At 37.5% G+C, this 15,758-nt stretch carries 11 protein-coding genes; 2 read left to right on the top strand and 9 right to left on the bottom strand.

The window, feature by feature from the left end:
- Positions 1–3: 3 nt before the first annotated feature.
- Both H4J39_RS07685 and nagX read right to left on the bottom strand, forming a co-directional pair.
- Positions 4–1,203, bottom strand: a complete 1,200-nt coding sequence (locus tag H4J39_RS07685) for an efflux RND transporter periplasmic adaptor subunit (protein WP_182227019.1) — start codon at positions 1,201–1,203, stop codon at positions 4–6.
- 267 nt (positions 1,204–1,470) lie between these two features.
- Positions 1,471–2,622, bottom strand: coding sequence for a transmembrane glucosamine N-acetyltransferase NagX (gene nagX, locus H4J39_RS07680; RefSeq protein ID WP_182227017.1), 1,152 nt, complete (start codon positions 2,620–2,622; stop codon positions 1,471–1,473).
- A gap of 191 nt (positions 2,623–2,813) precedes the next feature.
- Between nagX and H4J39_RS07675 the strand changes: the two genes are divergently transcribed.
- The gene (locus H4J39_RS07675; RefSeq protein ID WP_182227015.1) at positions 2,814–3,266 is read left to right on the top strand and encodes a TerB family tellurite resistance protein; all 453 of its coding nucleotides are present in this window, start codon (positions 2,814–2,816) and stop codon (positions 3,264–3,266) included.
- A gap of 69 nt (positions 3,267–3,335) precedes the next feature.
- A complete protein-coding gene (locus H4J39_RS07670; protein WP_182227013.1) occupies positions 3,336–4,166 on the top strand; it encodes a S1 RNA-binding domain-containing protein in 831 nt (276 codons plus the stop codon).
- Positions 4,167–4,228: 62 nt separating this feature from the next.
- Here the strand turns inward: H4J39_RS07670 and H4J39_RS07665 are convergent, their stop codons facing one another.
- The 7 genes from H4J39_RS07665 to H4J39_RS07635 form a co-directional block, all read right to left on the bottom strand.
- Positions 4,229–6,703: a TonB-dependent receptor gene (locus tag H4J39_RS07665; protein WP_182227011.1), complete on the bottom strand. Its 2,475-nt coding sequence runs from the start codon at positions 6,701–6,703 to the stop codon at positions 4,229–4,231.
- Positions 6,704–6,789: 86 nt separating this feature from the next.
- Positions 6,790–7,029, bottom strand: coding sequence for a hypothetical protein (locus tag H4J39_RS07660; protein ID WP_182175477.1), 240 nt, complete (start codon positions 7,027–7,029; stop codon positions 6,790–6,792).
- A 257-nt stretch (positions 7,030–7,286) separates the two neighbouring features.
- Positions 7,287–8,726 carry a metalloprotease TldD gene (gene tldD / locus H4J39_RS07655; protein WP_182227009.1) on the bottom strand — a complete coding sequence of 480 codons (1,440 nt, stop codon included), beginning with the start codon at positions 8,724–8,726 and terminating at the stop codon, positions 7,287–7,289.
- A 9-nt stretch (positions 8,727–8,735) separates the two neighbouring features.
- Positions 8,736–9,590, bottom strand: coding sequence for a carbon-nitrogen hydrolase family protein (locus H4J39_RS07650; RefSeq protein ID WP_182227007.1), 855 nt, complete (start codon positions 9,588–9,590; stop codon positions 8,736–8,738).
- Complete coding sequence (locus H4J39_RS07645; RefSeq protein WP_182227005.1) at positions 9,583–13,530, bottom strand: YhdP family protein; 3,948 nt, start codon at positions 13,528–13,530, stop codon at positions 9,583–9,585. The genes H4J39_RS07650 and H4J39_RS07645 overlap by 8 nt, the downstream gene beginning before the upstream one ends.
- A 140-nt stretch (positions 13,531–13,670) precedes the next feature.
- A complete protein-coding gene (gene rng, locus H4J39_RS07640) occupies positions 13,671–15,137 on the bottom strand; it encodes a ribonuclease G (protein WP_182227003.1) in 1,467 nt (488 codons plus the stop codon).
- Positions 15,134–15,742, bottom strand: a complete 609-nt coding sequence (locus H4J39_RS07635; protein ID WP_182227099.1) for a nucleoside triphosphate pyrophosphatase — start codon at positions 15,740–15,742, stop codon at positions 15,134–15,136. Before H4J39_RS07635 ends, rng begins: the two co-directional genes overlap by 4 nt.
- Positions 15,743–15,758 lie beyond the last annotated feature (16 nt).

Below are 15,758 nucleotides of genomic sequence, written 5' to 3'. Positions count from 1 at the left end.
CATCTAGTCCTTAGTGCTTGCGATTTGTGTTTCAGGAGCTTCTTCAGTAGTTACGTCACTTTTACTACCTTGTAAGACCAATTTCATACCGTCAACGGGATAGTCTAATGCTGAAACAATAATTTGATCACCTTCATTCAAACCATCAGTTACGATCATATTCGAACCGTCCTCGCGAGCAATAGTAATATTGACATAGTGCAATGTTGAGTCAGCCGCCAAAATAGCAACGCGACCATTGGTAACAAGGTATCGGGGAAGTAATGTTACACCTTTAAGGCTAACACCAAAGATTTCTGCTGTAACATAAGAGCCAAAGCGAATGGGGGTATGCTTGAGTGTTTCTTTTTTAGTTTTTAAGCCATAGGGGTCTTGAACTTCAGCAACTAAATAGCTCATACGGCTTTTGTTATCAACTACACCTTCACTACGTGCGATTCTTGCTTGCCAAATTATATCTTTACCTGCATAAGTGCCAATCAAGTTAACCTGTGCGTCTTCACCTTGCGAGACTAAAAACTGTAGCTGATTATCTGCAACGGGTAAGCGAACTTCAGCAACACCTGTCCCTAATAATTTACCTACTTTACTACCCGTACCAACAAAAGATCCTAAACCAATCGTACGGCTTTCAATCATTGCATCATAAGGCGCTCTAATTTCGGTACGCTCTAAATTACGCTTTGCAAGAAGTACTGATGCCTGCGCTGATTTAACATGAGCGAGTTCTTGTGCTAATTGTGGTTTACGCAAACTAAGTTCAGTAGGAGACGTGTCTGTAATGCGCTTCCATTCACGTTCCGCCACTTGACCTTGGGCACGCTCTGTTTCAAGAGAAGCACGTGCCGAAGCCATGGTCGCTTCAGCATCAATGAGTGCAGCTTGATAATCATTTGGGTCAATACGTGCAAGCAATTGATTTTTAGCAACAAAACCTCCTCGTACAAAAACATCCGCCAATTCAACGACTTCACCGCTAACTTGTGCCACCAATTCAGTTTCATATTTAGGTTGAACAACACCATATGAATTAACGGTTAGGTCCATTGGCGCAATATGAATTTTTTCAACGGCTACGATGGGCCTATTGTCAACTTCAGCTTTTTCTTCTGGTGGCTTCTTCATGCTTGAAAAGCCAAAAAACAATAAGATGCCAACGATTAGAATGGCAATAGGGATGATAATTTGTTTTTTACGTGTCACGGTTATGTCCTCATAAATGTGATCAAATACAATAATTCTTTTAATTACGTATAGAGTAACTAATTAATGGTCTATACAAGCAATTAAGTTGTAAATCCTTGTTACAAGATACGAGCCGAAATAATGTATTAAAAGTAAAAACAGTCATAATAATTAAAATAACATTTAATAACAATAACTTACCTACCTTGTTTTTATTCATAGAGAAAAAAACAAGGCTGCACTTAAAAATCAGCCTTTTGAACTATTAGTACTTTTAACCAATATTTATACTTTTATAAAAATATTTCTTCGATATAGCCAATAAAGGACTAACCACTGAAGAAACACCATTCCACTAAAAATCATAAATTGTTGCCAACCAACAGGCAAAATATTGATAATGCCACCAAAAATACTTTGTGACGTATATTGCCAATCAATGAAGCTTGAACCTAAATAAGCAATGATTGAGTTTGTGCCAATAACCGCAAAAAATTTAGCCCATAAGGTAAAATTTAATACATCAATAAGCCAATAAAAGAAGGTGAGTAAAAGTATACTGTAGCCAATAGTCACTAACGTAAATGAACTTGTCCATAATGTTTTGTTAATAGGAAAAAATATTCCCCATAAGTAGCCTAACGCTAAAACAAATAAACCTATAATAGACAAGCCAATTAATAGTGTTTTAGGAGACGATATATTTTTTATCATATAACGACCAATGAAGACACCGGCTAGTGCATTTACAATAGAGGTAACGTTCGAGAGAATACCTTCGGGGTCAATAGCCATTTCTTGATAAGTTATACCGGGTAATAAATTTTGATCAAACCAAGCGTTCAATGCACCGTTAGCTGAAAAATCTCCGCCACCATAACCGCCCAAAGTAACAAAATTTAAGAGTAGCCAATACCCTACTAAAAGAACGCCCGCGACTAACCATTGTGTTTTTTCACTCGCATACCAAACCAACATAGCAGCCACAAACCAAGCAATACCGATACGCCCCAAAACGCTAACATAGCGAATACCATCAAATGATGCAGGGATACCGTTGCCCCAGCCATGGTTGTATAAAATACCAAAACTGATTAACAGCACTAAACGCTTAATACCATGATGTAAAATTAATTTAGATTGCTCTGGCTCATAACTTGATAAGGGTTTTGCTGCAATACCTAAGCTAACACCCGATAAAAAAATGAAGAGTGGAAATATTAAATCATAAGTACGAAACCCGTGCCAAAGACTGTGTTCCATTTGCTCGGAAAATATCGCTAAAATAGGCCAACCGGTTACTATAAACAGTGCTGCAAATAAGCTTTCTGCACCCAAAATCCAAAACATATCAAAGCCACGTAAAGCATCAATAGACAGTAACCTTTTTTTCATTACTTTTATTTGTTGAGTTTTTAAGCCTTGTTCACTTAACATTTTTAGACCTTTAATTAACACTATTTTTAACGCCCACAAAAGACAGCGCTGTCATAACTATTTGTATCATAATATTCCCAAGATGAAATAGCAATTAGACACAATTTGTTATCAAATATAATCATTATCTGCTTGTTTTCTTTATTGCTGGGCGTAACAATAAAGTGATGGTCTTAACTTAAGGAATGTAGATGCTTACTAAAATTAGTTCTTTTTTTCAAAATCTAGCTGATGATTTAACAGATAACGCCACAAAAGATAATGCTAACGAGGTTACTATAGAGCTAGCCTGTGCCGTACTTTTATGTGAGGTTATGCGTGCTGACGGACACTTTGATCAACATGAGCAAGCTAAGCTGGCGCTATTATTGGTCGAACAGTTTAATTTAAATGAAGAAGAAGTTAAGCAAGTTATTGACGAAGCATTAATGCAAAGTGAACAAGCAACTGATTTTTATCGATACACCTCAAAAATAAATCAACACTTTTCTATTGAGCAACGCATAACAATGGTCGAGCATTTATGGAAAATGGCTTATGCTGATGGTGAACTGGCAAGTATTGAAGAGCATGTTATCCGTAAAATCGGCGATTTACTTCAGCTACGCCACGCTGAATATATTCAAACCAAACCAAGAAAATAACATCTTTCATTTTTGATATGCGTTATTATAGCGTTTAAGATTTCATATTAATTTTCTTGGTAAATTCAAATGGCCGATATTGGTAAATATAATACCCTTTCTGTAGTTGCAGTCACCGATAAAGGTGCTTATTTAGGTGGTGGGGAACTCGGTGAAGTATTGTTACCAAACCGTTTTGTTCCTGAAAATTGTAAAGTAGAAGATAAGATTACTGTCTTCATTTATCTCGATTCTGCTGAGCGCATAGTTGCCACAACCGATAAACCATTGGGTCAAGTTGATGAGTTTGTTTCATTAAAAGTAAAGCAGTTAAATAAAATGGGTGCTTTTCTTGATTGGGGTTTACCTAAAGATTTACTTGTTCCTTTTAACCAACAGCATACCGCTATGGAAGAAGGGAAATATTATTTAGTACGCATTTTTCTTGATACCACAACAGACCGCATTGCCGCTTCAAGTAAACTCGACAAATATATTGATATTTGGCCTGCTGATTATCAAAAGTGGGATAAAGTTAAATTGATGATTGGTGGAAAAACTGACCTTGGTTTTAAAGCAATAATCAACGATAAACATTGGGGTTTGCTTTACGACAATGAGATTTTTCAACCACTACGTGTTGGTAAGATAGTTGACGGTTATATTAAAAACATACGTGAAGACGGCCGTATTGATTTGTCACTCTCTCGTTCAGGAGAAGGGAAAGTAAACGATTTTGCCGATAAATTATTGGCACACATTGCAGAGAATGACGGTTTTAGCCCATTACATGATAAAAGTTCTCCAGAACTTATTCAGCGTATACTTGGTGTTAGTAAAAAAACCTTTAAAGCGACAGTGGGAAATTTGTTAAAGAATGACAAAATAACCATAGAAAAGTCAGGCCTTAGATTAAAGTAAATAGTTAAACATACTTTGTAGATGAAGCATTAACCTCATCTACAAAGTCATTATTTTCCGCTTTAGAAACTTCCTCGAACACCTACCGTCAAACCACGTGCTGGCAATGGTGAAACATTTTTCAAAAATGAAGTATGCACTCGCGCTTCTTCATTAGTAATATTATTTACTTTAACAAAAGCCACCAAATCGTCACCCAGTCCATCAATGAAAAAATTGACGTTAGCATCAAACATAGTGTAACCGTTTGTTTTACTTTCTAATTCAGCAGTATCTGATTGTTCGAAATAATGAGTAGCACTTAACTCAGCAGAATATTTGTCAGTAACATAGTTAAATTGACCACCGACACGCATCGGAGGGATCCTTGGTAAGTTATTGTTGTCATTATCTGTAAGCTTTGCACGGATATAATCCGTAAATACCGTTGCTTTAAGCGTAGGCGTTAACTGATAAAACAACTCAGCTTCTACGCCATACATCACAACATTATTTTGTTGAAATACATAAACAGGTAAACCTTCACTTTCGTCTGCGTGGTCATCCTCAACAGCTTCATCGTGACTATCATGTCCGTCTTCTGCAAATAAACCAGTATTCGCTTGATAATAGTAATCGTCAATATGATTATAGAAAGCACTGGCCACGAAACCAAAGTCCCCTTCAAATTTTCTCCACGTGATATCAAGATTATAGGCAGTTTCTAATGCGACATTTTGATCAGACAAGTCTACATGTAGCTCATGGTGTCCTTCATGACTTTCCTCATGCACAGTAAATAATGCCCCGACTTCATAAGTACTTGTGCCTATGTGAGCACCGTTTGAAAACAATTCACTCGCTGAGGGTGCTCGCTGAGAAAACGCCGCGGAAACCCCAATATTATAACCCCTTGAATATTCCCATACAGCGCCTAAAGACGCGCTTATAGGCGTAAAGCTCTGTTTATTAAAATGCGACTCTTCTTCTTTATGGCTGCCTAGTTCATCGCTATGTTCATCGTGTGATTCAACTTCACTATTTGCACTCAAGGTTACATGTTCAACGCGTATACCTAATTGCCATAAAACATCATCTATGTGTTTCTCTTCAAGCCAAGCAATGGCAATTGATTCTGTATTTGAAGGAGGCGTGAATGCTTCTTCTCCAATCGCATTAAAATCATTTTCTTTATAATGCAATGTCCATGCGCCTTTCCAACCATCAACAGCTTGATGATAAAGATCAAAGCGTGTTTCTAACATCTCATTATTAAATTGAGTACCTACTTCACCTCCTTCAATTTCTTGATGTTGGTAATCTGTGTAAGCAGCTTTAGTCATCACGCGATTAATAAAACTGTCTTCAAAACTAATTTCACTCAGTAGTTGATATCGGTCTTGTACTAAATCACCAAAAACAGCGCCTTCTTCACTGATTTCAGCTCCTGTTTCTCCATGTTCTTCTTCACCTTGTTCTGAATGCCCAGGAATACCGTAAGTTCTTTCCATTCGTCCATACGAAAAGCCAATATATCCTGCGTCAAACAAATAACTTGAGCCAACGGTAAAGCCCGACGACTTTGAGGCACTGTTCTCTAGAATACCTTTAGTTTCTTCGTCTTCATGTTCATCATGATCTTCTTCGTGCTCATCATGATCTTCTTCATGCTCATCATGGTCTTCTGCTGCAGTCGCATAGCCTGGGATCTTGTAATCATTTGATTCACGCCAAAAAGCATCAAGGTGTAAGGCTAAACTTTTGTAACCGGTATTAATATTTAACGTCGCTTCATTTTCATCAGCAACATCATTGTGTTTAAGTAAATAGTCAACTTGGTTATCAATGGTTTTTGGTATTCTATTATCAACAACATTCACCACACCACCAATTGCGCCACTGCCATAAAAGAGTGTTGAAGGCCCACGTAAAACTTCTACCTGCTGTGCTGTACCAGCTTCGGCTGCAACCGCGTGGTCAGGTCCAACACGCGAAGCATCTCCTACGTCTAAACCATTTTGCGTGATCAACACTCTTGGTCCGTCCATACCGCGTATTATCGGACTACTTGCAACTGGGCCAAAATAACTTGAATGAACTCCGACTTCATTTTTCAGTGTTTCACCTAAAGTAGATGCTTGCTTTAAACGCAAGTCGTCACCTGAAATAACATTGACAGGCAATGCTGACTCAATACTTGATGAATGTAATGGTGTCGCGAAAACATCAATCACTTCCATGACGGTCGATCGCATTGAAATTTTCACATTATTAAGGTCTTGTTCACTAATAGTGAAATGTTCATTAATATGACTAAAGTTTTTTGCGCTAACGTGCAACTCTACTTTTCCACGAGTAATATCACTAAAGGTAAATTGTCCTTTTTCATCAGTCACGGTCTTATACTTTGTATTTACCAAAGAAACTTTTGCCTTAGCAACAGCTTTTCCATTAGCATCAAGCACAACGCCTGAAAACTGTTGTGCATGGCTAGCGCCAGCCACTAATAAAGAGAGAGCACACAAAGGTGCAATTTTATTGATATAAATTGATTTCATTTTTTTTCCAATAGATAGATCTAAAGAATATTAGCGATTAAGCTAATTTTCTAAAATTTTTATTTTTGAACTGTATTAATTATTATCTATTGAACAGGGGGGGCACGTAACTGTGGTATCAAATAAAATGGCGTGTAACGATTAACTATAATTAACGTTTGCGTGGATTGTTGATAATTACTGACGTTAACCAGTTTTAAAGTGATATTATTCTTTGGCGTGTCAATGTTATGCTGACACAGTTTACACTGCTGTAATTCAACATTATCAGGTATCAATTCACCATGCGAACTATGACTAAGCGTGGCGCACAGAAATGCAGACATGATCAATAAACTTATTATTGATTGCCTACTCTGTGAAAAAAACTGTGTAAATAAAAAGTAATTACTACGCATATGTTGTTACATTATAACAACTAGAACTATTTTTCAATCCCTGTTAATAAAAATAGCGATTGTTATTACTTTTATAATGTTTTGCAAAAATATTCCTCTTGATAACTAGCGCAAAAAAAAAGTCATCAGCAATTTATTTCTAAATAGCGGATGACTTTCTTAAAAGTAATTTATTCAGGAATGAACTACTGAGTGCCGCCAATTGTCATTTCATTGATTTTCAAAGTAGGTTGGCCAACACCTACCGGAATACTTTGTCCATCTTTTCCACAAACACCAACGCCAGCATCAAGTTTCAGGTCGTTACCGACCATGCTGACATTTTTCATCGCTTCAGGACCACTACCAATTAAAGTAGCACCTTTAATTGGCGAAGTAATTTCACCGTTTTCAATAAGGTAAGCTTCAGAGCTGGTAAAAACAAATTTTCCAGAGGTAATATCAACTTGACCACCCGCAAAATGTGGCGCGTAAATGCCTCTTTTTACTGACTTAATGATATCTTTCGGGTCGTGTTCACCCGCAAGCATATAAGTATTAGTCATTCTAGGCATAGGTAAATGTGCATAAGATTCACGGCGACCATTGCCGGTAGGTGCTACCCCCATCAGCTTAGCATTGTGCTTATCTTGCATATAGCCTTTGAGAACACCTTTTTCGATCAACACATTGTATTGCCCGGGTGTACCTTCATCATCAATTGAAATTGAACCACGACGATTAGCAATAGTACCGTCATCAACAATAGTACATAAATCAGAGGTCACTTTCTGACCAATTTTTCCTGAAAATGCCGATGAGCCTTTACGATTAAAGTCACCTTCTAAACCGTGCCCAACCGCTTCATGCAATAAAACACCTGGCCAACCTGAGCCAAGTACCACAGGTAACATACCGGCTGGTGATTCTATTGCCACAACATTAACTAAGGCTTGACGAACCGCTTCTTCTGCATAAGCTAAATAACGCGCTTTACCATTTTCAAGCTCAAAGAAATAGCTATAATCTGTACGAGCACCACCACCTGCACTGCCCCGTTCACGTTTACCATTATCTTCAACGAGTACCGAACAATTTAAGCGAACAAGTGGGCGTATATCTGTCGCAAAAGTTCCATCGCTAGCCGCAACAAGTATTTTTTCATAAACGCCCGACAAGCTAACAATAACTTGCTGAACACGTTTATCAATCGAACGTGCATGGGCTTCAACTTCATGCATCAAGGTGATTTTTTGTTCTTGCGCTAAACTGCCTAAAGGATCAATATCTTGATAAACGGATTTAACCGCTTGGCTTTTAAAAGCAAGTACTCGACCATTCTGTTCTGCATTAGCAATACCTTTAGCAGCGTCGGCTGCTTTTTGTAAAGCTATTGGAGATATATCATCAGAATATGCAAAACCTGTTTTTTCACCTGATATTGCCCGTACCCCAACGCCACGTTCAATATTATAAGAGCCTTCTTTGACTATGCCATCTTCTAACATCCATGATTCATGGCTACTTGACTGAAAATATAAATCAGCTAAATCAATTTTACGTTGATATATATTGTTTAACGTTTGATCTAAAAGATCTCGGTCAATTTGGCTATCTGCTAAAAGTTCACGCTCAACACTATTCATATTTTTCACTTATCGTATTAATTTATTTAGTTTTGGAGTTTTTAATGTGCTTTCAAATTGATTATGTTCGATAACAGGCATTGCTTTTCTTACTTTTTCTAGTGCTTCTCGAGAAAATTCAATACTAATGCTACCAATACCTTGCTCTAAACAGGTGAGTATTTCCCCCCAAGGACTGATAATCATACTGTGGCCCCATGTTTCTCGACCATTACAGTGAATACCCTGTTGACCTGCAGCGACGATATACACTTGATTTTCAATAGCACGTGCTTGCAATAATATTTGCCAATGCGCTTTACCCGTAACCGCAGTAAACGCACTGGGAACTGTAATAATATCAGCACCCAATTGCTGAAGCTGACGATAAAGCTCAGGAAATCTTAAGTCATAGCATATTGTTAAGCCAATATTGACCGTTTTACTTTTCAAGCAACAAATTTTATTACCTGCTTGAGTATAGCGAGATTCTCGATAACTTTTTTCGCTATCTTCAACATTCACATCGAATAAATGTATTTTATCGTACTGTATTAATTCTTCACCTTGTGGTGAAAAAATACAACTACTGTTCGTAAACTTGTCTTCAATTTTGGGTAATGTGACCAGAGGAATACTACCAGCGACTAAGAATACTTTATATTTTTTAGCTAGTTGCGCAAGTTTGTCTTTTAATAAGAGTTTCGACACACTTAACTGCTCGGCGTCTTTTCCTCCAAAAAACAAGCAACATTCGGGTAACACAACAATATGTTCATCATTGGCTGAATGCGGTGCTAAGCGTGCTAGTTCAGCATCAATAATCACAAGGTTTTCTTCAACATTAGGTACTGAGCATAGTTGTATTGCCGTCAATCTAACCATCTAAGTTGATTTCCTTGTGATCTTTAATTCCCTTATCTTTATTCCCAAAATCAACAGAGGGATTATTATTTTTTTGAGGGATGGTCTCGATAATTTCTGGAGGAGTTGAGCGACCGACTTTAATATTTTGAGTTTTCTTATCAACAACTTTGATTACAGGTAACTCTATCGGCCCTGTAACTTCAATTTTATATTCAGAAACAACTTGAGAAGTAATGACACCATCGAGGGCCAGTGCGCCAATAAAGGTCAGCGGGTTTAATGTCGCTATCCAAGCAATAGCTGGCAAGCTTGACGTTAAATTAGGTTTATAAGACATTTTATAATCTAATACCTGATCATTTAAGTCGGTATTACCTTTAATAGACAAGTCGCCTGCTGCACCTTTCATAAAGGTATTGTCAGTATAAATCACACCATTTTTAACTTCAAAATTACCTTTAATGGAATCATAAAACATACCATCACTAAAAATATCTCGAAAGTCGAACTTCAATTTACGTACTAGTGACTGCAAGCTCAGTAATGAGAAGGCTCTAGCTGAATCAGGCACTTCTGCTAAATACCCATCAGATAGTTCAACGTTGCTAATACCATTAAAGTTTTCTAATTTGAAATCGAAAGGGCTACCCGTCCAATTAACCGCATAATCTAAGTCTAATTCACTATCTTTGATGGTCGAAGGGTAACCTAATTTCTCCATTTCACGATCGAAATTTTTAGCTTGTAACTGGCCTGTAATGGTTGTTTGCGAAATATTTTTACTGTGTTGCCAGCTTGCATCAAGGTTTAATTGTGTTTTGCCCCGCTTAGCCGTAAATTTCTTTATGGCTAAGGTATCAACAGCGGAGCGTTCAATCGAAAAATCAACTTCACCGAAATCAAAACGTCCATAGGTACAACTGGTACATTTTGCACGAATAGGTGGGATGTTAGCAAAAATAATATCATTGCTGAGATTCTCTTCTAATGATTTTTGAATAGCGGTTTGCGTTGCAAGTTCATCTTCAACGGCTAAATGAATAAAGTCAGCATCAATATCTATGCCTTGTTGATGCCAGTCAGGATAAAATTTAGCTTTAATCCTCGCTTCTCTGGCTTGTAAATCAAGTAACCACCATTGTTCACTATCAAGTAAATTAAAAGACACATCGGTCAATTCTTGCCCTAACACATCAAGTTTCGCAACCTGACCACGGATACGTTTAGGTGCACTTAACAGCACAACACTATTCTCTTGTGTATTCGCCGGCACTTGCGCTATTCCATCAAGAATATCTAAAATTAACGGCTGCCATTCAGTAACCGATGCTGTAGATAAATTAGTGGTTATATGGAAACCTTCGGTAGGCAAAAGCATATTTTCATTACCGAGTACTAAATGTGCCTTACTAAATTGCACCTTACTATGATTTAATTCTCCATAAAAATTCAGCTCTTTACCTATTCGAGCATTAATGACTGATAAATTTTTCTGACCAGATACATTTACTGCAACATTAAGTGCTTCTCCGGCTATTTTTTTATAGGGGGACGGCAATGAAAAAGTTAATTTATCAAAAGTTGAATCAAGCAGTAACTCATAAGTAAAACCACCTTGGCGATACATTCTAAGGATTAAATTACCTTGCCAATCTAACTGGCCGCTTCCATACTTTTTCAGTATTTCAGGTAGCTCTTTTTTCCAAGAAGATTCAGGCCATTTAGCCTGTAAGTTAATCAATGTTTGATAGTATTCACTGTGATTGTTATTCGCTTCTACCGATAAACCTAAAGGCATTTTACGCCAATTTAACGTTAAGCCTTCGGTGTTTATAACATCATTTTTGTAAGTTAACTCGCCATTAACTTCGGTAAAGTTCATGGCAGGCGCTTGTAGGGCTAATTGATTATTTTTAAATTCAACTTTACCACTAGCCACAACACTGTCGAGGTCATTCAAAGGTAGATTTAGTGCAAAGCTACCCGAAATTTTTTGTGAAACTTGTAACTGGTTTAGGGTTTCTCCCACCGTTGTAACCAGCGGACTATTATTCATTAAGTCACTTACTGCACTGGGTTGGGTATCTTTAAACTTCGCTGCAACCGTCAATATTTGCTGACCTTCTAAATCATCAATAGCAACCTTAACACCCGCAACATCAATACCCGTGAGTTCACCACCTCGACCTGTTATTAGCATACTGTTGTTGGTGAAATTTAAGTTAGCAGCAAAGTCATTAATCACAGGCCAGTTTGGGTCAAACTGAAATTTACTCTTTTTCAATTCGGCATCAACAACAAAAATGCCACTATTATCATTAAAAGGAAATTTATTTAAGGGGCCATTAAAAAGTACCTGAGCTTGTTCAAACTCTCCTTCAATAATGGCGGCATTTAGATAGTCGACAAGATTGTTTCCCATCAATAAATGTGGGTAATAATAGTGAGCAAGCTTAGCATCACCACGGTGCACATTCGCGAGTAATGCCATAGTAATCGCTTCATTGTCTTGTGCTTTAATTGCTATATCTGCGGTGGCGTGCAACTGCTTTGATATCACTTCAACTTGCTGAACTTTCACCGATAAATTAACAGCGGCGAAATCCACATTAACTTGAGCAGCAATTGATTGATAGGGAATAGGATAGATAAAGTGTTTATCAAAATCGAGCTGGCCATTTTCTGCTAACAGCTTAATGTGCAAATTTTGTTGAGCAAAGCTAAGTTCTCCACTGACATTTTCTATACCCGGAATCCCTTGGCTAAATGAAGAAGTAACATCTGAAAATCGTGCCAGAGCTTTAATCTCATCATTATTATCACTTTTCAGTAAATAAACGTCACTGATTTGGCCTACTGGCGACAAATCGTTTAATAATACTTGGCTTTCGGGATGCCCAGAAAAAAGTGGATAAAGATCAGCTAAACCAAAGAGCTCTAACGAAGAAATGTAAGTCATCAAACCATTAGTTGTTCTTTGGGTACTCATGGTCAAAGGCTGCCAGGCCTTGTCATTCGTATAAAATTGTAGAGGTGTTGTGGTGGTCGTTATGTTGTTGGTATCATCAAAATTCTCAACAAGTATATTGCCTTCGTTTATCCGAATAGAGTGTAGCTCATCGTTGAAAAGCCAACTCACTTCATTGTCACCTAACGCTATTTGTAATTTATTGGCCTTACCTTTGTTTAAAGTATACCAAGCACTAAAATTAACGGATGAATACGTTTTTTCATTTTCGATTGCAAATATTTTATCGAGCCAAGGAGTAACATTTAGTTTGTTTGCTTGAAAGTACAACTGACCACTTAAATCTCGAAGATTTTGCCCTGAAGCGTCAAGGTTAAATTTAATATTGTTTGACGTTAACCCATCAATTAGCATACTGCCCGTAGCACGATGACGGTTGCCACTATTTACCCAAACAAGTTGGTCGATCAGAAATGTTCGGGTTATCGCCTGATCTTTTAAGGTGATTTTGCTATTTGTCAGGGTAAAACGGTTAATCTGCTGAAATAAAGCATCGGTAATCGTCTCGATAAGCGAGCTATCTTCTGTGGTGTTATCTTTTTCTTCTAATAATATTTTATCAAAAAAGATTTGCGCCCCAACTAATGTTATATCTTGCGTGATTAACTTTTGATGTCGTAAGCTTCCCCAAAAATCAATCGTTAACTCCATGCTTGCAACAAATACATCAGCCGTTTCAGTATCAAGCACATTGACTTGTTCAACAACGAGTGTAGGCCCATTAACGCCCCACTCCATGGCCAATGAGCCAATGGTTATGTGCGTATCATAAGTTTCATTAAGGTAGTATTGAAAATCTTGATGGAAATTATGTGCATACGGTAGGGATAAACGAAACGCACTGATCAATACAGCAAAAAGTACTAACAATATTGCCAATACCTTATACAGTCTATTTAACCAACGATTCGAAACAGCTGAAATACTCATAAAATGAATTTACTACATACTCTATTAGATTAATTTTTACTTAATTGGTTAATTTATTTACTGTGTAACTAAACCCTGGAACTATCACCTGCATGTTAGTATCAAGATCATACAAAAAGGCTACTATCAGTCGTTTTAAATTACATCATAATCACATCAAATTGCTCTTGATTATACATGGATTCTGTCTGAACTTTAATTTGCTTACCTATAAACACTTCTAACTCAGCAAGGTGATGATATTCATCATTAATTAATGACTCACTTACCGCAGAAGAAGCATAAACAATAAACTTGTCTGAATCATATGCTCGGTTTACTCGGACGATCTCACGTAAAATTTCAAAACAAACAGTTTCTACCGTTTTCAAATGTCCGCGGCCTGAGCACACTGAACATTCACCACAAAGCACATGCTCTAAACTTTCACGGGTACGTTTACGTGTCATTTCAACTAAGCCCAGTTTAGAAAATTTACTGATGCTATATTTAACCTTGTCTTTCGCCATCGCGACATCTAAGCTGTGTAAAACACGTTTTTGATGCTCTACACTGTTCATATCGATAAAGTCGACAATAATAATGCCACCTAGATTTCTCAGTCTGAGCTGTCGGGCAATAACTTGTGTTGCCTCTAAATTAGTATTGAAAATGGTTTCTTCAAGATTACGATGACCAACAAACCCACCTGTATTTATATCAATAGTGGTCATGGCTTCAGTTTGGTCGATAATTAAGTAGCCACCTGACTTTAAGTCAATTCTTCGATGTAATGCTCTTTGTATTTCATTTTCAACATCAAACAAATCGAAGATAGGTCGTTCACCTGGATAACATTCTAAAACTGGCGTTAAATTAGGCACAAACTCTTCTGTAAACTCTCGTAACTGTTCATAGGTAAGTTTTGAATCAATACGAATTCGTTCGAAATCGATGCCAACAAAGTCACGTAGCACACGAAATGCCAATGACAAGTCTTGATATATAGGGGTTTTAAATTGCTTTCTTTTTTTACGGTCTTGTACTTTTATCCAAACACGACGTAAAAACTCAGCATCATGTTTTAATTCTTTTTCGTCAGCACCTTCAGCAGCAGTTCGCACAATAAAACCGTGCTCTTCACTGCAATATGGCGTAATAATATCTTTAAGACGATTACGTTCTTTCGCGTGTTCAATTCGTTGCGAAATACCTGCATGGTTTGCATTGGGCATTAACACTAAGTATCGAGCTGCCACGGTAATGTCTGTGGTTAAGCGCGCACCTTTTGTGCCGAGCGGGTCTTTAATAACCTGAACGACAATTTGCTGGCCCTCATGTACTAACGCTCTTATGTCTGGCACATGATCTGCGGGTAAATCATCATTATTGATAATCAATTTGGTATTGATATCTGAAGCATGTAAAAAAGCTGCTTTGTCTAAATTAATATCAATAAAGGCCGCTTGCATACCCGGAAGTACTCGAATAACTTTACCTAAATAAATATTACCCACTAATCCACGACGAGATTCACGCTCTACATGTACTTCTTGTAATACACCGTTTTCTATTAACGCAACACGTGTTTCACTTGGGGTTACATTAATCAGTAATTCACCACTCATAGAGTTTCTCCGTCGCTTAGATGCGTTGCTGGGTCTTGAATAGGTGTAGGTAAACCAAGCTCAGCTAATAGTTTTGCTGTTTCATACAAAGGTAAACCGACCACGGCAGAATAACTACCTTTAATTTGTGTCACAAATTGTCCGCCAATACCTTGGATACCATAAGCGCCAGCTTTATCTTGCGGTTCACCGGTATGCCAATAACGTTGAATTTCTTCAACGGTCAGCGCTTTAAACGTAACATCAGTAGAAATGATGGCAGAAGAGATTTGATTATTCTTTACGGCTGCAATTGCCGTAAGTACTTGGTGAGTGTTGTTTGACAGCATAAGTAATTGCTGGCAGCACGCTTCAATGTTGTCAGGTTTACCCAAAATATGTTCTTTAAAAATAACGCTAGTGTCAGAACCAAGCACCACACAGTCTGCCGCCTGATCCTTCGCCACCACTTTAGCTTTTTCAATCGCTAAACGTAAAACATAGTCTCGAGGTAATTCATTGCCGATAATACTTTCATCAATATCAGCTGAAACAGTTTTAAATTGATAGCCCAGTTGACTGAGTAATTCTTTTCTTCGGGGTGACTGCGAGGCTAAAACTAACATAGGCTTCATACAAAAT

It is taken from the genome of Colwellia sp. Bg11-12, from assembly GCF_014076955.1.
Lineage (GTDB): Bacteria > Pseudomonadota > Gammaproteobacteria > Enterobacterales > Alteromonadaceae > Colwellia_A.
Note: the sequence above shows the minus strand (reverse complement) of the source record. Positions and strands in the feature narration are given on the sequence as shown.

Excerpts from the sequence above, each read along its gene's own strand:
- tldD (WP_182227009.1), bottom strand. The coding sequence starts at position 8,726 with ATGAATAGTGTTGAGCGTGAACTTTTAGCAGATAGCCAAATTGACCGA.
- H4J39_RS07665 (WP_182227011.1), bottom strand. The coding sequence starts at position 6,703 with ATGAAATCAATTTATATCAATAAAATTGCACCTTTGTGTGCTCTCTCT.
- H4J39_RS07650 (WP_182227007.1), bottom strand. The coding sequence starts at position 9,590 with ATGGTTAGATTGACGGCAATACAACTATGCTCAGTACCTAATGTTGAA.
- rng (WP_182227003.1), bottom strand. The coding sequence starts at position 15,137 with ATGAGTGGTGAATTACTGATTAATGTAACCCCAAGTGAAACACGTGTT.
- nagX (WP_182227017.1), bottom strand. The coding sequence starts at position 2,622 with ATGTTAAGTGAACAAGGCTTAAAAACTCAACAAATAAAAGTAATGAAA.
- H4J39_RS07660 (WP_182175477.1), bottom strand. The coding sequence starts at position 7,029 with ATGTCTGCATTTCTGTGCGCCACGCTTAGTCATAGTTCGCATGGTGAA.
- H4J39_RS07670 (WP_182227013.1), top strand. The coding sequence starts at position 3,336 with ATGGCCGATATTGGTAAATATAATACCCTTTCTGTAGTTGCAGTCACC.
- H4J39_RS07675 (WP_182227015.1), top strand. The coding sequence starts at position 2,814 with ATGCTTACTAAAATTAGTTCTTTTTTTCAAAATCTAGCTGATGATTTA.
- H4J39_RS07645 (WP_182227005.1), bottom strand. The coding sequence starts at position 13,530 with ATGAGTATTTCAGCTGTTTCGAATCGTTGGTTAAATAGACTGTATAAG.
- H4J39_RS07635 (WP_182227099.1), bottom strand. The coding sequence starts at position 15,742 with ATGTTAGTTTTAGCCTCGCAGTCACCCCGAAGAAAAGAATTACTCAGT.